At 73.3% G+C, this 17,086-nt stretch carries 18 protein-coding genes; 9 read left to right on the forward strand and 9 right to left on the reverse strand.

Annotated features, from left to right (window positions below; all coding sequences use genetic code 11):
• Positions 1-2: 2 nt before the first annotated feature.
• The 6 genes from B0I31_RS29360 (at position 3) to B0I31_RS29385 (ending at position 4,593) form a co-directional block, all read left to right on the forward strand.
• Positions 3-923 carry a coiled-coil domain-containing protein gene (locus B0I31_RS29360; protein ID WP_146173983.1) on the forward strand — a complete coding sequence of 307 codons (921 nt, stop codon included), beginning with the start codon at positions 3-5 and terminating at the stop codon, positions 921-923.
• 8 nt (positions 924-931) lie between these two features.
• On the forward strand, positions 932-1,270 hold the full coding sequence (gene cmtR, locus B0I31_RS29365) for a Cd(II)/Pb(II)-sensing metalloregulatory transcriptional regulator CmtR (protein WP_106618630.1): 339 nt from the start codon (positions 932-934) through the stop codon (positions 1,268-1,270).
• Positions 1,267-1,929, forward strand: a complete 663-nt coding sequence (locus tag B0I31_RS29370) for a cation efflux transmembrane domain-containing protein (protein ID WP_106618631.1) — start codon at positions 1,267-1,269, stop codon at positions 1,927-1,929. The genes cmtR and B0I31_RS29370 overlap by 4 nt, the downstream gene beginning before the upstream one ends.
• Positions 1,930-1,993: 64 nt before the next feature.
• Positions 1,994-2,698: a WXG100-like domain-containing protein gene (locus B0I31_RS29375; RefSeq protein WP_106618632.1), complete on the forward strand. Its 705-nt coding sequence runs from the start codon at positions 1,994-1,996 to the stop codon at positions 2,696-2,698.
• Between the two features lie 247 nt (positions 2,699-2,945).
• Entirely contained in the window at positions 2,946-4,103 is a 1,158-nt protein-coding gene (locus tag B0I31_RS29380; protein ID WP_106618633.1) for a glycoside hydrolase family 6 protein, read from the forward strand.
• A gap of 79 nt (positions 4,104-4,182) precedes the next feature.
• Positions 4,183-4,593 (forward strand): DUF2203 domain-containing protein, encoded by a 411-nt coding sequence (locus B0I31_RS29385; RefSeq protein WP_425444413.1) that lies wholly within the window; start codon positions 4,183-4,185, stop codon positions 4,591-4,593.
• 15 nt (positions 4,594-4,608) lie between these two features.
• On the opposite strand, the gene B0I31_RS29390 is transcribed toward B0I31_RS29385, so the two are convergent.
• The 8 genes from B0I31_RS29390 to B0I31_RS29425 form a co-directional block, all read right to left on the reverse strand.
• Entirely contained in the window at positions 4,609-7,560 is a 2,952-nt protein-coding gene (locus tag B0I31_RS29390) for an AfsR/SARP family transcriptional regulator (RefSeq protein WP_106618635.1), read from the reverse strand.
• 123 nt (positions 7,561-7,683) lie between these two features.
• Positions 7,684-8,898 carry a PqqD family protein gene (locus tag B0I31_RS29395; protein ID WP_106618636.1) on the reverse strand — a complete coding sequence of 405 codons (1,215 nt, stop codon included), beginning with the start codon at positions 8,896-8,898 and terminating at the stop codon, positions 7,684-7,686.
• Complete coding sequence (locus B0I31_RS29400; protein ID WP_106618637.1) at positions 8,891-9,976, reverse strand: HesA/MoeB/ThiF family protein; 1,086 nt, start codon at positions 9,974-9,976, stop codon at positions 8,891-8,893. Before B0I31_RS29400 ends, B0I31_RS29395 begins: the two co-directional genes overlap by 8 nt.
• Positions 9,977-10,400: 424 nt before the next feature.
• The gene (locus B0I31_RS29405; protein ID WP_106618638.1) at positions 10,401-11,981 is read right to left on the reverse strand and encodes a S8 family peptidase; all 1,581 of its coding nucleotides are present in this window, start codon (positions 11,979-11,981) and stop codon (positions 10,401-10,403) included.
• Positions 11,982-12,180: 199 nt separating this feature from the next.
• Positions 12,181-12,819, reverse strand: a complete 639-nt coding sequence (locus B0I31_RS29410) for a hypothetical protein (protein ID WP_106618639.1) — start codon at positions 12,817-12,819, stop codon at positions 12,181-12,183.
• Positions 12,803-13,240, reverse strand: coding sequence for a DUF4383 domain-containing protein (locus tag B0I31_RS29415; protein WP_106618640.1), 438 nt, complete (start codon positions 13,238-13,240; stop codon positions 12,803-12,805). The genes B0I31_RS29410 and B0I31_RS29415 overlap by 17 nt, the downstream gene beginning before the upstream one ends.
• 92 nt (positions 13,241-13,332) lie before the next feature.
• Entirely contained in the window at positions 13,333-13,959 is a 627-nt protein-coding gene (locus B0I31_RS42070; RefSeq protein ID WP_245950532.1) for an STAS domain-containing protein, read from the reverse strand.
• Positions 13,931-14,887 (reverse strand): Ppx/GppA phosphatase family protein, encoded by a 957-nt coding sequence (locus tag B0I31_RS29425; protein ID WP_106618641.1) that lies wholly within the window; start codon positions 14,885-14,887, stop codon positions 13,931-13,933. The genes B0I31_RS42070 and B0I31_RS29425 overlap by 29 nt, the downstream gene beginning before the upstream one ends.
• 100 nt (positions 14,888-14,987) lie before the next feature.
• Here B0I31_RS29425 and B0I31_RS29430 point away from each other — a divergent pair, with 100 nt between their 5' ends.
• Complete coding sequence (locus B0I31_RS29430) at positions 14,988-15,794, forward strand: SDR family NAD(P)-dependent oxidoreductase (protein WP_106618642.1); 807 nt, start codon at positions 14,988-14,990, stop codon at positions 15,792-15,794.
• 194 nt (positions 15,795-15,988) lie between these two features.
• On the opposite strand, the gene B0I31_RS40850 is transcribed toward B0I31_RS29430, so the two are convergent.
• Positions 15,989-16,162 carry a hypothetical protein gene (locus tag B0I31_RS40850; RefSeq protein ID WP_181320515.1) on the reverse strand — a complete coding sequence of 58 codons (174 nt, stop codon included), beginning with the start codon at positions 16,160-16,162 and terminating at the stop codon, positions 15,989-15,991.
• A 51-nt stretch (positions 16,163-16,213) separates the two neighbouring features.
• On the opposite strand from B0I31_RS40850, the gene B0I31_RS29435 reads away from it, so the two are divergent.
• A complete protein-coding gene (locus tag B0I31_RS29435; protein ID WP_146173984.1) occupies positions 16,214-16,585 on the forward strand; it encodes a hypothetical protein in 372 nt (123 codons plus the stop codon).
• 10 nt (positions 16,586-16,595) lie between these two features.
• Positions 16,596-17,081 (forward strand): GNAT family N-acetyltransferase, encoded by a 486-nt coding sequence (locus B0I31_RS29440; protein WP_106618644.1) that lies wholly within the window; start codon positions 16,596-16,598, stop codon positions 17,079-17,081.
• The last annotated feature ends 5 nt before the right edge of the window (positions 17,082-17,086 follow it).

Below are 17,086 nucleotides of genomic sequence, written 5' to 3' on the forward strand. Positions count from 1 at the left end.
CGGTGCGCAACACCCGCCGCGCGAACATGACGTCGATCACGGGGAGAGGTGCTGCGGTGATGGCGGTGGACGGCGACCTGGTGCCGTTGCGGGCCGATTTCGACGTGACGTGGCGCGGGTACGACCGCGGCCAGGTCCGGCACTACGTCGAGGGCGTGGAAGCCGAACTCCGCGTGCTGGCGGTGGATCGCGACGCCGCCGAGGCGCGGGCCGACGACCTGGCCCGCCAACTGGAGACCGCACGGGCCGAGATCCGCGTGCTGCGCGAGCACGTCGACCGGATCTCCCGCACGCCGATCGCCCCGGACGCGCTCACCGCGCGGCTGCGGCGGATGGCGGAACTCGCGCACGAGGAGGCGGCCGAGATCACCGAACGGGCGCGGGCCGTCGCGGAGAACCACTGGGCCACCGCCGAACGGGCCGCGGCGCGGGTGCGCGAGCGGTCGGAACGGCTCGTCGCCGAACTCGACGCCCGGCGGCGGGAGGCCGAGGCCGAGCACCAAGCCCTGATGCGGGAGGCCGGTGAGCGGCTCCTGGCGACGACGCGGCAGGCCGAGCAGCGGCGGCGCGAGCTGGACGAGCGGGCGGCGGCGTTGCGCGAGGAGGTGCGGGTCGACTTCGAGCTGGCGATGAACGCGCGCCGGGCCGAGTCGCTGGAGGCGATCGCCGCCGAGGAGGCCGCCGCGCGGGCGCGGGCCGATCGGCTGGTCCGCGAGGCCGAGGAGCACGCGCGGCGGATCGTGGCCGAGGCCGGGCGCCGGGTGGACGAGCTGCGTGCGCGCCGTGACCGCATCGCCGACGGGTTGCGCGGCGCGCGGGCGCTGTTGGCGGAGGCGAACCCGCTGCTGCACGCGCCGCTGGACGAGATCCCGGCCCAGCGGACGAGTCCGGCACTGCTGGAAGGTACAGCAGAGGCTGTATAGTTCGTCCGGTGCTGACGTGTGAAACCCGCGAGACCGCACTCGCCCGGCTCGGTCGGGCACTCGCCGACCCGACCCGGTGCCGCCTCCTGGTCGCGTTGCTCGACGGCCCCGGCTACCCGGCGCAGCTGGCTGAGCAGTTGGGGCTGACCAGGTCGAACGCGTCCAACCACCTGTCGTGCCTGCGCGGCTGCGGGCTCGTGGTGGCCACCTACGAGGGCAGGCAGGTGCGCTACGACATCGCCGACCCGCACCTGGCCAGGGCGATCGGCGAACTGCTCGACGTGGTCCTCGCGGTCGACCCGACACCGGACTGCGTGGACGACGAGATCCCGGTGGGCGCGCTATGACGGGCGAAACGGCGTCGACGTGCGCGGACGGCTGCTGCACCACCGAGAGCAAGCCGGTCCTGACTCTCGACCGTCGCAGCGTGCTCACCCGGCGGGTCCGCCTGCTGGTCGCCGCGACGATCGCCTACAACGTGGTCGAGGCGGTGATCGCGATCGCCGCCGGGACCATCGCGTCCTCCACCGCGCTGATCGGCTTCGGGCTGGACTCGGTGGTCGAAGTCGCTTCCGCGACCGCGGTCGCCTGGCAGTTCTCGGCCAAGGACCACGAGGCGCGGGAACGGGTCACGTTGCGCGTGATCGCGCTGTCGTTCTTCGCACTCGCGCTCTACGTGACAGTCGAATCGGTCCGCGCACTGCTCGGCGCACAGGCCGCCGACCACTCCACCACCGGCATCGTGCTCGCCGCCGTGTCGCTGGTCGTGATGCCCGTGCTGTCCCGGGCGCAGCGCGCAGCGGGCCGTGAACTCGGCTCGGCCAGCGCCGTTGCCGACTCCAAGCAGACGCTCCTGTGCACGTACCTGTCCGCCGTGCTGCTGGCCGGCCTGCTCCTCAACAGCACTCTCGGCTGGTGGTGGGCCGACCCGCTCGCGGCGCTCGTCATCGCCGCCGTCGCAGTCCGGGAAGGCCGCGAGGCCTGGCGCGGCGAGCACTGCTGCTGACGACGACGGCCGGCCTGTGCGCTGATGGCGGCCGGCCGGCCGGTGCCCGAGCGCGCACGACCTGATGGCCGACGCCTGCGCCTGGCCGCCCGTCAACGCGCTCGTCGAGTGGCCGGACACGGACGAGGACGTGGTGCGGCTGCTGGCCGCCGAGTGGGGCGAGGCGGCCGGGCACACGGAGCCGCTGAGCCGCCTCGACCTCGGCCCGATCGGCGCCGCGTGGGCCGACCCGCCGGGCCAGGCGTTCCACGGCCGGATGACCGCACTCGGCACGGCCGCCGGTGAAGTGGGCACGCGGATGCGCGCGCTGCAGACGCTCGCCGCCGCGTTCGCGACCGACGTCACGTCGGCCAAGCAGACCATTGTGGACGTCATCAACGCCAACATCCCCTTGTACGCCAAGGCGGCGCAGCTGGACCCCGCCGTGGCGGCGTCCACGCAGGACCGGTTCGTCACCGAGATCGCGGCCTGGCTCAACGCCTACCTCGCCTCCTTGGCGGGCCACGGCCCACTACCACCACCGTTCGTGCCGCCCGAGGGACCCGCAGAGGAGGAGGAGAACTGGGGCAAGACGATCGGTGACGCCGCAGGCGTCGTCTCCGCCGTCGCGGGCACCGGCTCGGACGCCGCACCGTACCTGCGGTTCGCCACCGACCAGTTCACCGGCAACGCCACCAACGCCGGGACCGCGGCCAAGTTCGTCCAAGGAGGCGCGTCGATGTTCGCCCAGACTCCCGAGTTCTACGGCGCCGCTTCAACAGCCAGTTGAAGAACAAGTCCAGAGCCAACGCGCCGATCGCGGCCGCAATGGTCGTGATCACGTCTCCACAGGTAGACCGCGCGGCGGCGGGCCCACAACTCGAACGACCACAAGCACTCGTCCAGGTGGCAGGTAACGACCAGGTTTCAAAACAGTGCCCTCACGCGTGACCGGGGGTTGTGATGCAGCTCATGAACACGCATGCTGACGGCCGAATGGGAGCGCTCCCAGACAGCGTTCCGTGAGGAGCAGTCGAGTGAGGAACGGACCGAGAGGACGGCGCGTCGGGCTGACCCTGGCGGCGACCGCGGTGTGCGCGTTGATCGGCGTCAGTGGCGCCGGAGCGGAGGGAACGGTGACGGCCTCGGGACCACCGCACCTGCCCAAGGGCACGTCCTTCTACGTCGAACCCGACAGCAACGCGGCCCGGCAGGCCGAGCAGTGGCGTGCCGAGGGCCGGGTGGCGGACGCCGAGCTGATGGAGGGCATGGCCGCCCAGCCGACCGCCATCTGGTTCACCACGGCGGGCGCCGACCAGGTGCGCGAGAACGTGCGCAACGTCGTGCGCGCGGCACGGGCGAAGGACCAGGTGCCGGTGCTCGTGGCGTACTTCGTGCCCTACCGGGACTGCTCGCAGTGGTCCGCGGGCGGCGCGCGCAGCGAGCAGGAGTACAAGGACTGGATCGACGCCTTCGCCGAGGGCATCGGTGACGAGAAGGCCGTCGTGGTGGTCGAGCCGGACGGCCTGGCCCTGCTGACCAGCGAGCCGTGGTGCACGATCGGCCCCGACTCCGAGCTGGTGCCCCAGCGGTTCCGCGAGATCAACCACGCCGTGGACGCGCTCAAGCGCGGCAAGCACACCCGCGTCTACCTCGACGCGGGTCACTCGGCGTGGCAGGCCCTCAACGACTACGACGCGGGCTACGGCGAGCCGCGTCAGCAGCTGGGCATCGTCAACCGCCTGCTCCAGGGCGGTGTCACCCGGGCGGACGGGTTCGCGCTCAACACCTCGAACTACCGGTTCACCGAGGACCTGGTCCAGTACGGCACCCGTGTGTCGAAGTGCATCTACCTGCGCACGGAGCGGGGTGCGACGAGCTGCCCGGCCAACGAGGAGCTGGACGCGATGCCGGTGCACCGGCCGAAGATGACCCACTTCGTGCTGGACACCAGCCGCAACGGCCTCGGCCACTACACGCCCGGCGAGGGCGAGACCGACTGGTGCAACCCGCCGGGCCGCGGCCTGGGCGAGCGGCCCACGGCGAACACCGGCATCCCGCTGGTGGACGCGTTCCTGTGGGTCAAGCGCCCCGGTGAGTCCGACGGCGAGTGCCAGGGCGGCCCGGCCGCCGGCCGCTGGTGGCCCGAGCAGGCGCTGGAGCTGGCGAAGCTGGCCTCACCGCCGCTGCGCTGACGTGACGTCGGGGCCGCCTCGCCGCCGGGGCGGCCCCGACTCGTCGCGGCGGACACCGAGTGGCGCACGCCGAGTCGCCGTGCCCGCGACGGGTAACCTGTCCGGGTACGGCAACCACGGCGGACCAGGGGTGACCGTGTTCAGCGTGCCCGAGGCGCGAGAAGAGCTGGCCAAGCTCATGCCGGTGCTCACCGAGATCATCGAGGTCCGGGCCGACGCCGCCGAGCTGGCCGCCTCCCTCAACGGCGGCGGACCCACCGACCTCGGCGGGCTGCCCGAGCTGAAGGCGGCGCAGGCCAGGCTGGACGACCTCATGACCACCGTGCAGGCGACGGGCGCCGAGCTGAAGGGCTTCGCGCCGCTGCTGGTCGACTTCCCGTCCGACTTCGACGGCGTGCCGGTGCTGCTGTGCTGGCTCGAAGGCGACCAGGGCCTCGACTGGTACCACCGCACGGACCTGGGGTTCGCCGGACGCCGCCCGCTGGCGTAACAACCCGGCCGGGGCTCACAGGAACGGCGGCAGCCGCAGCGCGCGGTCGTCCAGCCCCAGCTCGGCCAGGATCGCGTCGCACTCCCGCCGGTACGCCTGGGCACCACCCGGGTCGGCGATCGCCAGGCGAGCCAACGTCCGCGCCACGTCGAGCCGCGCGCCCACCTCCCGCCAGAGCGCCGACGACCGGCGCAGCACCTCGGCCGCCTGCCCGCCGCGGCCGAGTTCCAGCTCACCCATCGTGGCGAGGGTCCGGGCGGTCTCGTCGCGCACGCCCAGCTCCTCGTGCACCCGCAGCACGCGGTCCAGCCGCTCGGCGGCCCGGTCCCACTCGCCCCGGTGCAGCCACACCCTGGCCAGGTCGTGCCCGACGCGGGCCGACCCGAGCTCGTCGTCGAGACCGGCCAGGAGCGCCGCCGCCTCGGTCAGCAACCGCTCGGCCGCGTCGACCCGGCCCACCGCCAGCAGCACGTCGGCGCCCAGCACGAGCAGCAGCGCCTTGGTCCGGTCGCTCTCGTCCGCCGGCCAGTCGGCCAGCAGCCGTTCGACCACCGGCACGGCCCGCGCGGAGAACCCCGCCTCGTGCCACGTGCGGGCCAGCGACAACGTCAGCCACCGGGCCAACGGCGGCGGAACGGACTCGTCACACGCCTCGACGCCCTCCTCGAACCACCGCGCGGCCTCGGCGAGCCGTCCCAGGCTCTGCGCCGCCCACCCGGCGTTGCCCAGCGCGCCCACAGTCCCGGCCCGGTCGCCGAGCTTGCGCGCCAGGGCGAGGCCCTCGGCGGCCAACGCGGGCAGTTCCCCGAACCGCGACCGCTGGGCCGCCAGCCCGAACAGGCCCAGCAGCAGCCGGACCGACTGCCGGTCCACGCCGTGCGCCCTGGTGACCTCGGCGGCGGCACGCAGGACCCGTTCCCGCTCCACGTCGTAGGTGCGCAGGGCGAGGAACCCGGTCAGGCGCAGCGCCAGCCCGCCCGCGAGCTCGGCCAGGCCGTGCCGGCACGCCTGCTCGACGCACGCGATGAGCGTGGTCAGCTCGACTTCGAACCACTCCCGCGGCGCGGCGGCGATCGGCCCGGCCACTTCGTCCGGCGCGAGCGGCAGGTCGAGCCCGACCACGTTCTGCAGGCCGTGCCCGACCCGTTCGTCCGCCACCCCGGCCCGGCCGAGCCAGCCGGACAGCACCCGCCGGAGCGCCGCCTCGCGCTCCTGCGGCGGCTCCTCCTCGGCGACCCGTTCGGCGACGAACTCGTACACCAGGTCGTGCAGCCGGAACCGCTCCTGCCCCACCCGGTCGCGGCCGAGCACCTCGACCAGGTGCACGTCGGCCAACGTCTCCAACAACCGGTCCACCGGCTCGTCACCGCCGACGAGCGCACCCGCCACCCACGCGGGCCACTCGGACGTCGCGGCCAGGCCGAGCCGGCGCAGCAGCAACCGGGCGGGCGGGTCGAGCAGCCCGTAGCTGGTCGCGATGACGGCCCGCACGTCCAGGTCGCCCAACGACAGCTCGTCCAGCCGCCGCCGCTCCTCGGCCAGCCGGTCCCACAGCCGGGCGACCGGCCAGTCCGGGTGCACGGCGAGCCGCCCGGCGGCGACGCACACGGCCAGCGGCAGGTTGCCGCACAGCGCGACGATCGCGTTCGCCGCCTCCGGTTCGGCGGCGACCCGCTCCGCGCCCGCGACCCGCGACAGCAGCTCCAGCGAGTCCTCGGCGTGCAGCGCGGGCAACGTCCACCGCGCCACGCCGACCAACGCGCCGAACTGGTGGCGTGACGTGATCACGGTCGCGCACGACGAGCCGCCCGGCAGCAGCGGGCGCACCTGGGCCTCGCCCGCGGCGTCGTCCAGCACCACCAGCACCGCGCGTTCGGCGAGCACGCTGCGGTACAGCGCGACCCGTTCCTCCGGGTCCTCGGGCACCGCCGCGCCGTCCACGCCGAGCGCCCGCAAAAACCGGCCGACCACGACGTGCGGATCGGCCTGGTCGCGGTGCGAGCCGCGCAGGGTGGCGAACAGCTGGCCGTCCGGGAACCGCACGGCCACCTGGTGCGCCACCGCCACGGCCAACGCGGTCTTGCCGACGCCACCCGGTCCGACGAGCACCGCGAGCCCCGGACCGTGGTCGGCCCGCAGCGCCGCCGCCACCTCGGCGTGCACCTTGCCGCGCCCGGTCAGCACCGCCATCTCGGGTGGCAGCTGGCGCGGCACCACGGCCGGCGCGGACCGCTGCGGCACGAGCGGTTCGCCTCGCAGGACCCGTTGTTCCAGTTCCCGCAACGCCGCTCCGGGCCGCACGCCGAGATCGTCGTCCAGCTTCCGGTACGCCTGCCGGTACACCTCCAGCGCGTCGGCCTGCCGCCCCACGGCGGCCAGCGCGACCATCCGCGTCTCGTAGAGCCGCTCCCGGTACGGGTGCTCGTCGATCAGCGGCGCCACATCGGCCAGCACCTCGTCGTACCGCTCCAGCGCGAGCCGTGCCGCCAGCCTGCCCTCCTGGGCGGCCAGCCGTTCCTCGTGCAGCGCCGCCCGGATCGGCCCGGCCCGCTCGTCGTCCACGTCGGCCAGTGCCGGCCCGCGCCACACCGCCAGCGCCGCCCCGAACGCCTCCTCCGCCACCGCGTGGTCACCGGCCTCCGCCGCCCGCCTGCCCCGCTCGGCCGACTCCCGGAACTCCACCAGGTCCACCTCGGCGCCCCGCGTGGAGAGCTGGTAGCCGGTGGGCCTGGTGACGATCACGCCGTCGCCCAGCCGCGCGCGCAACCTGCTGACCAGGTTGTGCAGCTGCGCGCGGGCCGAGCGCGGCGGCTGCGACCACAGCTCGCCGATCAGCCGTTCCGCCGGTGTCACCCGGTCGGCGTTGAGCAGCAACGCGGCCAGCACGTACCGCTCCCGCGCGCCGCCGACCGGCACGGCGTCTCCCCCGCTCCACGCCGTCACCGGCCCGAGCACCCCGAATCGCACGGCTTCGGTATACCGCAGCCGGACCAGCGCGGAATCGGCCGAAAGCGGCCGTTGTGGGGCGACGGAGCCCGCCGGACCGGTGGTCGGTCCGGCGGGCCCTCCCCCCTCGCGAACCGGACCGGTTCACCCGCGTCGACGGGTGAACCAGTGCCGGTGGCCACGGTGGAAAGCGATCAGGAAGGCCGTCTGCAGCACGCACTCCACGGCGATGACCAGCGCGCTGTCCACCACCCGCCACGGGTCGCCGATGCCGCCGAGCAGACCGGTGAACGCGCCCACGACCCCCGTGATGACGATCGGCAGGCCGTACAGGGCGAAGACCGACAGCGAGATCGCGCTGCCGACCGCCATCGCCACCGCGTACACCCGCACCGCACGCCGTTCCCGCGCGGGCAGGTCGGCGGTCGGGTCCGGGCCGCGCCGCACCAGGTGGCGCAGGTACGCCAGCGCGTCCTGGAACACGTTGCGGCCCCGCAACCACTCCATCAGCACGTAGTACAGGTCGGTGCGCATGTAGACCTGCACCTGGACGGCCATGCTCAGCAACACCACCAGCGCGAGCGCCGCGAGGACCCGGTCCACGCCCACCGGCAGCCCGGCGTGCGCCACCACCAGAACGCACCCGGTGACCAGGAAGGCGTCCCACTTCATCCCGGCCAGGTACACCCGCAACCGCGCCCGCCGCGGCACCGCCCAGATCGCGGTCACGTCGGTCTGCACCACCAGGTAGTGCAGCCGGGTGGAGAAGCCGATCCGGGCCGGCGCGCCGTAGGACCGGGCCGCCGCCAGGTGCATCAGCTCGTGCACGGTCGCGCTCACCGAGAACAACGCCGTGTTCACCAGCACGGCGAGCCCGACGTACGGCGTCCAGTAGAAGTCCGACGCCGACGGCACCAGGTCCGGGCGCTGCCACCACGTGACCGCCGCCGCCAGCAGCACGCCGAGCCAGACGACGTTCGCCGTGCGGCCGAACAGCCACCGCACGTGCCGTTCGCGCAACCACGGCAGGTGCTCGCGGCGCTGTGCGCCACCCGACAGGGACCGACCGTCCACACCGGACACGAACTCCAGCTCGACCAGTGCCTCGGCGAACTCCACGACGTCCAGCTCCACGTCGTGCTCGCGGGCGATCCGCTCCTCCACCTCGCCCACGGTCGATCCGGTGTCCAGCAGGGAGATCGCGATCGCGCCGATCCGGGGCAGCTCGACGAATGCGCCCGTCTCGGCCCGGCCGACCACCACCTCGTCCGGGTCGTCGTCGCTGTCGCGCACGGCGAGCCGGTGCAGCCGCAGCACGCTGGACGGCCCGATCGCCACGTCGGTCGACGGCTCAGCCATGGCCGCAGCTCGGGCAGTCGGCGTCGTGCGGCACGTCGATGAAGTAGTGGTGGCCCCAGTCGGCGAAGTTCCAGTGCAGCACCCGCCCGCGCACCTGCGTCGGCAGCCCGCCGAGGTGGTAGATCACCTCCAGCGCGCACAGGTGGCCGCTGACGCTCGCGCTCGCCGCGATCACCGCGTTGGCGCGGTCGCCCTGGAACAGCACCCGGCTGTCCGACACGTGCTCCTGCGTGTTCATCCACCGGAACAGGCACTCCCAGCAGCCCGTCTCCCCCGGCACGTACCCGCCGACGACCGCCATCGGTCCGGTGTAGAGGGACACGAACCACGGCGTGCCGGTGCGCAGCGCGGCCTCGTTGGTCCAGCGCATGATGTCCGGCTGCGGTTGGTCGGCGCACAGCACGAACGCGTCCCGGCCCGCCATCAGCTCTGCCACGTCGTCCGCGCCGGTGACCCTGCGCTCCTCCCCGGTGACCTCGACCAGCGAGTTCATCGCCCGCAGCCGGGCCACCGCGCGGTCCACCTTGGGCGCGCCGACGTCCGCCTCGTCGTAGAGCAGCTGGCGGCACAGGTTCGACTCCTCGACGGTGTCGAAGTCGGCGCAGTGCAGGTGCCCGACCCCGCTCGCGACCAGCCCGGACGCGACCGCCGACCCCGTGCCGCCGAGCCCGAGCAACGCCACCGAGGCGTGCTTGAGCCTGGCCTGGATCTCGTAGGGCGAGCTGCGCGGCGTGCTGTCGATCCAGGCGAAGTAGTGGCGCGGCGAGGCGTACCGGTCGGCCTCCCGCGCGGACACCGGCGTCGGTGCGCCCGCGTCCTCCACGAACCCGTTCGCGGTCAGGTCGTCGACGACCTCCCGCACGCTGTCCGGGTCGACCCCGGGATGGGTCCGGGCGACGTCGGCGCAGATGGCGTCGACGTCACGGGTGCCGTCCATCAGCACCAGGATCCGCTCCAGCGTGCGGTCCTCGTCGTCCTCGATCTCGGAGGCGATGCCGTGCTGCATCAGCCCGATGACGATCCGGTTGCCCGGCAGGGCGAACGGCCTGTGCACGTTCTTGATCCGCGGTCGGAGCATGTGTCACCTCGATTCTCCGGCGGGACGACCGGGCCGGCCGCGGTGCGCGACCGGCCCGGTCCCGCGCGCTGCTCAGCCGTCGTTGCGGACGACGGTGGTCTCGAGCTTCTCCAGCTTGCGGATCTTGACGCTGACCTTCTTCTTGGTGTTCTCCACGACTGCCTCCCTCGGTCGCGGCCCCTTCCCTGTGGGACCGGGGGACAAGCCAAGCCGAGGCCTCTAACAACTCTCTAACCGCCGCCGATGAGCCGCACCCGCGAGCAGCCACCTCCCCCGAGCCGGACACGAGCGGCAGCCGCCTCCGCCGAGTCCTTCCGCGACCCGCCACCGCCCTCCGCGACCGCACGCGCGAGCAGGCGGGCGGCGACCGGATTCCGGTCACCGCCCGCCTGCACCCTCGCGGCCGGTTGGTCTCGGTGGTGGGTCAGAACGCGATCGACCAGGCGTCGATGGTCCCGGTGTCGTACGTGTAGACGTCCTTCACCCGCAGCTTCCACGTGCCGTTCTTGTTCTCCTTGGACGTGTCCACCTTGAACGTCTCGTGGATGCCGTCCGCGGAGTTCTCGCCACCGGACGCCCGCAGCGGGAACACCGCGCCGCTCGGGCCGATCAGGTCCACCGCCAGGTCGGCCGTGTACGGGTGCACGATGTCGACCTTCACCGAGGTCTGCGCGATGCCGGTGCCGTCGCACTCGGACACGACGATGTCGGAGGTGACCGCGTCACCGGCGTCCGGGATGGCCACGTCGTCGGCGTTGGAACCACCGGGACAGACGGGTGGCCTCGGGTTGCCGCCGATGAACCCCGTGTACAGCAACTTGTTCGGCGAGCCGGTACCCGGGTTCTTGACCACGTGCGCGGTGGCGTTGTCGATCAGCGCCTTGGCCACGTCCGCCGGGGTGGCGGCGGCGTCGGCGGGGTTGGCGCCCAGGTACAGCGCCGCCGCGCCCGCCACGTGCGGTGCCGCCATCGACGTGCCGTTGATCGTGCGCTCGCCGCCGTTGTTCCAGGTGGAGGTGATGTTCGCGCCGGGGGCGAAGATGTCGGTGCAGCGGCCGATGTTGGAGAACGTCGCCCGCTTGTCGGAGCTGTCGGACGCGTTGACGGTGATCGCCTCGGGGGCGCGGGCCGGCGAGACGTTGCACGCGTCGCGGTTGTCGTTGCCGGACGCCACGGCGACCGTGACACCGGCCGCGACCACCTTCTTGACCGCCTCGTCCACCGACGTGCTGGCCGTGCCGCCGAGGCTCATGTTGGCCACCGCGGGCTTGGCCGCGTTCTTCGCGACCCAGTCCAGGCCGCCGATGACCTGCGACCACGCGCCGGAACCCTGGCAGTCGAGCACCCGCACGCCGACCAGCTTCACGGCCTTGGCCACGCCGTACGTGGTCGAGCCGATGGTGCCCGCGACGTGCGTGCCGTGGCCGTGGCAGTCCTGCGCCACCGCGTCGTCGTCGATGAAGTCGTAGCCGTCGCCGGCCCGGCCGCCGAAGTCGGGGTGCTCCTTCTGGATGCCGGTGTCGACCACGTACGCGGTCACGCCCTCGGCGGTGTTGTGGTACTTGTACTTCTTGTCCAGCGGCAGCGTCTTCTGGTCCACCCGGTCCAGGCCCCAGGTCGGGTTCTCCTGGGTGCCGGTGGCGTGCGCCTCGCCGTCCTGCTCGACGTACTCCACGGTCGGATCGGCGGCCAGCCGGCGCGCCTGCGTCGCGTTCATGGTGGCCGCGAAGCCGCGCAGGGCGGCGGTGTAGGCCAGCTTCACCTCGCCGCCGTACCGGCCTACCAACGCCTCGGCGGCGGCGGGCGTCTGCTCCAGGCTGACCGAATCCGCCCGCAGCACGACGATGTAGCTGTCCGGCACCGCGCCCGGCCGGCCGGCGCCCACGACGTCGCCCTCCGGTTGCCCTCCGGCGGCGTAGCCGTAGCCCGCGCCGACCGCCAGCAGGGTTGCCGTCGTCAGGCAGGCGGTGACGACCCGTCGCCGGGTCGAGCGATCGTGTCGCATCGGTCGTTCTCCGTTCCACCCGGCCGCCCGGCAGGGATGTGTTGGTGCGGGCAGGCGGCCACGTGAACCCACCCTCCGGCGACGACGGACGTCTAACAATCCGGATAGCGGTACGTAGGTCTACGCGAACCAGCGGGGCGGTGTACTCCGGACTCCGACGAACTCGCCATGGCCTTCGACTACCCGGCGCACAGTCCGGTCATGCGTCCGGAGCAGTCACCGGATCGGGCGATCGGCCGCGTCGACTACCCCGATAGGCCCTCTCGCGGGCACGGGCCAGGAAGTCGGGTGCCAGGTCGAGGCCGGGCGGCCGGTTCAGCACCGGGTCGAGCGCGGGCAGGTCGCGGTCGACGTCCAGCGGACGGGCCACGAGCCTGCCGATCGGCCGCCACGGTGGGCCGATCTCCAGCCGGAACCCCAGTTCGGCGGGCAGGTCGGCCAACGCCGCCGAGCGGAGCCGGGCCGGGTCGGGCACGGCGGCCAGCCACACCAGCCGGTCGTGCCGGCGGAACGGGGTGATGGTGCCGTACCGGGCGCTCGTCCACGTCCGCGCGGGTCGGGGCAGCACGCGGGCGAAGCAGGTCGACAGCAGCACGTCCCACGGTCCCGGCAGCCGGAACGCCAAGCCGAGCACGTCGGGCAGCCCGCCCGGGGTGCCCACGCCCTTGGACAGCCGACCGGACACCTCCACCACGCCGACCGGCAGCGGCAGCCCGGGGTCGAACGTCGCGGTCACCGTGCCCTCGAACCACCGTCCGCGCGGGTGGAACGCCTTGGCGTCCCGCACGCCGGCCAGCGCGCGGAAGGCGGGCTCGACGAGGTCAGGCACTGCGGGCATTCGGGTTGCCCTTGAGCGCGAGGCCGAGCCCGATCATGCCGAGGCCGAGACCCAGGTGCAGCCAGTCGTCGGCGTCGTTGACCGGCACGAAGTTCGCCGCGCTCGCCTTGTCCACGATCAGCCCGTACAGCCAGAGCAGCAGGTACACCGCGCCTCCGCCGACGAGGAACGCCCGCGCGGCCGCCGTCCGGGCCATCACCAGGCCCACCGCGCCGAACAGCAGGTGCACCAGGTTGTGCAAGACGGACACGTGGAACACGCCGATCAGGTGCGCGCCGGACTCCGGACCGGCGAACGTGATCCGGTCGAGGTGGGCGGTGATCCCGGGCACGAACCCGAGCACGCCCACCACCAGGAACACGACCGCGACCCCCACGGCCGCACCGCGGACCGGGTGCGGCAACCGCGTGGTCGCATTCATCGCTGATCACCTCGCTGTGACGGTGGCTCCCGCTCGACTACCCCGCGATCACCACTCGAAACGACCGTCACCTCCCGGTCACCGGAGCGGGCTCACCACCCACCCCCACCGTGCCCGTCCTCCCCGGACCCAACCCGCCCGTCATCAACCGGAACCGCCCGCCCGTCGCGACCCGAGCCGGCACGACCGGCGTCACCGGCAGCCGCCGGGCGCCCTCCGCGCGACACGACCCGCCCACCACGACCGGCAGCCGCCACACGGCCGTCACGCGACACCGTGACGCCCGAAACCGCCCGCGCCCCACCGCCCGCCGCCGCGCCGCGCTCCTCCCCGCTCGCCACCGCCCGCCCGGTCGCCGCCGACGCGACGTCCGGGTAGCGCGGGAACAGCCGGTCCAGGTCGGTGCGCTCGAACACCCGCCGCACGTGCGGCGGCACGGCGGCCAGCCGCAGCCAACCACCCGCCCGCTGCGCCCGCGCCCTGGTCCGCACCAACGCGCTCATCGCCTGCGCGCCGCAGAACGCGACCCCGGACATGTCGAGCACGATCCGGTCACGTCCCTCGCTGACCAGCCGGTCCATCCGGTCCAGCACCCGGCGCGCACCCGCCAGGTCCAACTCCCCGGTCGCCACGACCACCGCGCACCCCGTCCGGTGGGCCTCGACCGACAGCGCCAGCATCCCGATCCCTTCACGCCACCCGATAGCACTCGTCGTCATCGCCCGTCCCGATCAGGGACAGCAGCAACCCTTCCCTGGTCGACCAAGGGCATATCTCCACCTCGTCGGACCCGGTGGCCACCATCAACGCCTCCACCACCAGCGCTCCCGCCAACGACTGCTCCGCCCGGTGCCGGGAGATGCCGGGCAGCCGGGCGCGCCGGGGCGCGGGCAGCCGGGCCAGCCGGGGTATCCAGCTGCGCAAGTCGGCCAAGCGCAGGGTGCGCGGCACGAACGGCCCCTCGTGCTGCGGTCGCGCCCCGGCCAGCCGCGCCAACTGCTGGAACACCTTCGAGCACCCGACTGCCCGGTGACCTTCGACCGACGTGCCCTCCAGCGCGGCCACCACCCGGTCGTGCACCAGCACCTGCTCACGCGCCAGGCCGCGGTGTTCCCGCCGCACGGTCCGGTTCAACCCGAGCTGCCGGCTCATCGTGCGCGCGCCGAACGGCAGCGAACGCGTCAACGACGGCTCCACGTCCTCACCGGCGGCGAGCTCCACCGTGCCGCCGCCGACGTCGAGCACCAGCAGCGGGCCGACGTGCCAGCCGAACCAGTGCCGCGCGGCCAGGTAGGACAGGCGGGCCTCCTCCCGGCCGGGCAGCACGCGCAGCCGGGTGCCGGTGAGGCGGAAGACCTCGGCGATCACCTGGTCGGCGTTAGGCGCGTCGCGGATGATGGACGTGGCGAACGGCACGAAGGTGGAGACGCCGGCGCGCTCGGCGACGCGGCGGGCGATGCGGACGGCGGTCACAACCTGTTCCACGCCTTCGGGGCGCAGTCGGTTGTCACGGGCGAGGGCTTGGTCGAGCCGGAGGCGGGTCTTGTGCGAGACGACCGGGTGCAGTGGTGAACCGGAGACGACGACGAGGTGGGCGCTGAAGCAGCCGACGTCGAGAACACCGACCTGAGCAGGCCGTCTGGACATACGTCACCACCGTTCGCGTGTCAGAGGTACAGGGGGGAGTGCCCAAAAACGCATCGGGTGAAACCGGATTGGGTGATCCGACTCCGGGTAGTTGACGACCATGAGTGCTTCGGAGAGGCCGTTGGCGGTGGTGACCGGCGCGTCCAGCGGGATCGGGCTCGAGCTGGCGAAGGTGTTCGTCGAGCACGGGTTCGACCTGGTCGTGGCGGCGGAGAACGACGCGGTGCACGACGTGGCGCGGGAGTTGGCCGCCGGTGGGGCGCGGGTCGACCCGGTGCGGGCGGACCTGGCCACGTTCGAGGGCAACGAGGACCTGGTCGCCGTGGTCGAGGACGTGGGGCGGCCGGTGGACGCGTTGGCGGTCAACGCCGGTGTCGGTGTCGGCGGCGACTTCGTGGACGACAGCGACCTGCGCACCCACCTGCGGGTGGTGGACCTCAACATCTCGTCGGCGGTGCACCTGGCGAAGCGGCTGGTGCCCGCCATGGTGGAACGCGGTGCGGGCCGGGTGCTGTTCACCTCGTCGGTGGCGGCGACCGCGCCCGGGCCGTTCCACTCGGTGTACGCGGCGTCGAAGGCGTTCCTGGCGTCGTTCTCCCAGGCGTTGCGGGAGGAGCTGCGCGACAGCGGGGTGACCGTGACGGCGCTGATGCCCGGCCCGACGGACACCGACTTCTTCCGCCGGGCGGGCATGACGGACACGAAGGTGGCGACCGGGCCGAAGGACGACCCGGCGGACGTCGCGCGGGCCGGGTTCAAGGCGCTGATGGACGGCGACGACCACGTGGTGGCCGGTTCGCTGCGCAACAAGGCACAGGCAGCCGCCGGCCGCGTCCTGCCGGACCCGGTGAAGGCCCGGGCGATGCGCGGCATGACCGAACCCGGCTCGGGCAACCCCCGCTCGTGACCGCTGGAAGACCCGCAGCTCACCGAACCGCCGGTTCGGGCTGTCGCCCCCGGCTGCCGGTCGATGCCGCCCGGTTCGGGCCGCCGGTCAGGCCACCGGGTTCGGGGCCGCAGGTCCAGGCCGCCGACCGGGCCCCCGGGTTCGGGCCGCCGGGTTCGAGCTGCCGGTGGGGCCGCTGGTGAGGGCCGGCCGGCTCAGAACTCCGGGATCTCCGGTACCTCGTGCCCCTTCTCCGCCGGCTCCGGCTGCTCGTCCCCGATCAAGGTCAGGTACTCGTCGACTTCCTGCGGTGTCGGGTCGATCGGTGCTTCCTCGGCGATCTCGTCCGGGTCGACCGGGTCGCCCACTGGTTCCTGTGCTGCCGTCATGACCGCTGGTTACCCAGTGTGCGCTTGCTCGAACGGGGTAACCGTGACGCCGTGACCATCCACGCGAGACGAGACGTCCCCGCCCTCCCCGACCTGGTCTTCGCCGCCGCCGCCGACCCCGCCCGCCTGGCCACCTGGCTGCCCGACCCCTACCAGGTCGTCGGCCGCTCGGACGACGTGCTGATCCTGCGCGCCCACGACGCACCGCACCAGGTCAGCCTGGCCGCCGACTACGACCAGCTGCTCCTGACCTGGGACCCCCTGGCCGGGCACGGCTGCCGCGGCGAGCTGCGGGTCTCGCTGGCCGGTGTCGCGGGCAGCGTCGCGGAGCTGCGGGTGGACGACTGCCCCGACGACCAGTTGCCGTCCCGCATGCTCGAAGCCCTCGCGAACGAGGTTGAGCGGAACCTCACCGCCGGCTGACCATGCCCCGGTGGACCTCCGCCCCGCCCGACCGGACGAACTGCCGCTGCTGCCCCCGATCGAACGGGCCTCCGGTGAGCAGTTCCGCGACTTCGGCATGCCGGAGATCGCCGACGACGACCCGATGCCGCTGAGCACCCTCACCCACCTGCACGTCTGGGTGGCCGCCGACCCGCACCCGGTGGCCTGGGTCGCGGTCGAGGTGGTGGACGGCGCGGCGCACGTGGAGCAGCTCTGCGTGCACCCCGACCACGCCCGGCGCGGCATCGGGGCGGCGCTGCTCGACCACGTGGGGAGCTGGGCCGCGGCGCGCGGGCTGGACGCGTTGACCTTGACGACCTTCCGCGACATCCCGTGGAACGGACCCTATTATCGACGGCTCGGGTTCGGTGAGCTCACGGACCTCTCGCCGGGTCTGGCGGCCGTGGTGGCGGCCGAAACCGCGCGCGGCCTGGACCCGGCGACACGCGTTTGCCTGCGCAGACCGCTCCCGTAACGGCG

The organism is Saccharothrix carnea (genome assembly GCF_003014735.1).
Taxonomy (GTDB): Bacteria; Actinomycetota; Actinomycetes; order Mycobacteriales; family Pseudonocardiaceae; genus Actinosynnema; species Actinosynnema carneum.

Coding starts and splice junctions, on each gene's coding strand:
- B0I31_RS29370 (WP_106618631.1), top strand. CDS start 1,267: ATGACGGGCGAAACGGCGTCGACGTGCGCGGACGGCTGCTGCACCACC.
- B0I31_RS29375 (WP_106618632.1), top strand. CDS start 1,994: ATGGCCGACGCCTGCGCCTGGCCGCCCGTCAACGCGCTCGTCGAGTGG.
- B0I31_RS29395 (WP_106618636.1), bottom strand. CDS start 8,898: ATGGCTGAGCCGTCGACCGACGTGGCGATCGGGCCGTCCAGCGTGCTG.
- B0I31_RS29400 (WP_106618637.1), bottom strand. CDS start 9,976: ATGCTCCGACCGCGGATCAAGAACGTGCACAGGCCGTTCGCCCTGCCG.
- B0I31_RS29405 (WP_106618638.1), bottom strand. CDS start 11,981: ATGCGACACGATCGCTCGACCCGGCGACGGGTCGTCACCGCCTGCCTG.
- B0I31_RS29410 (WP_106618639.1), bottom strand. CDS start 12,819: ATGCCCGCAGTGCCTGACCTCGTCGAGCCCGCCTTCCGCGCGCTGGCC.
- B0I31_RS29415 (WP_106618640.1), bottom strand. CDS start 13,240: ATGAATGCGACCACGCGGTTGCCGCACCCGGTCCGCGGTGCGGCCGTG.
- B0I31_RS42070 (WP_245950532.1), bottom strand. CDS start 13,959: ATGACGACGAGTGCTATCGGGTGGCGTGAAGGGATCGGGATGCTGGCG.
- B0I31_RS29425 (WP_106618641.1), bottom strand. CDS start 14,887: ATGTCCAGACGGCCTGCTCAGGTCGGTGTTCTCGACGTCGGCTGCTTC.
- B0I31_RS29430 (WP_106618642.1), top strand. CDS start 14,988: ATGAGTGCTTCGGAGAGGCCGTTGGCGGTGGTGACCGGCGCGTCCAGC.
- B0I31_RS40850 (WP_181320515.1), bottom strand. CDS start 16,162: ATGACGGCAGCACAGGAACCAGTGGGCGACCCGGTCGACCCGGACGAG.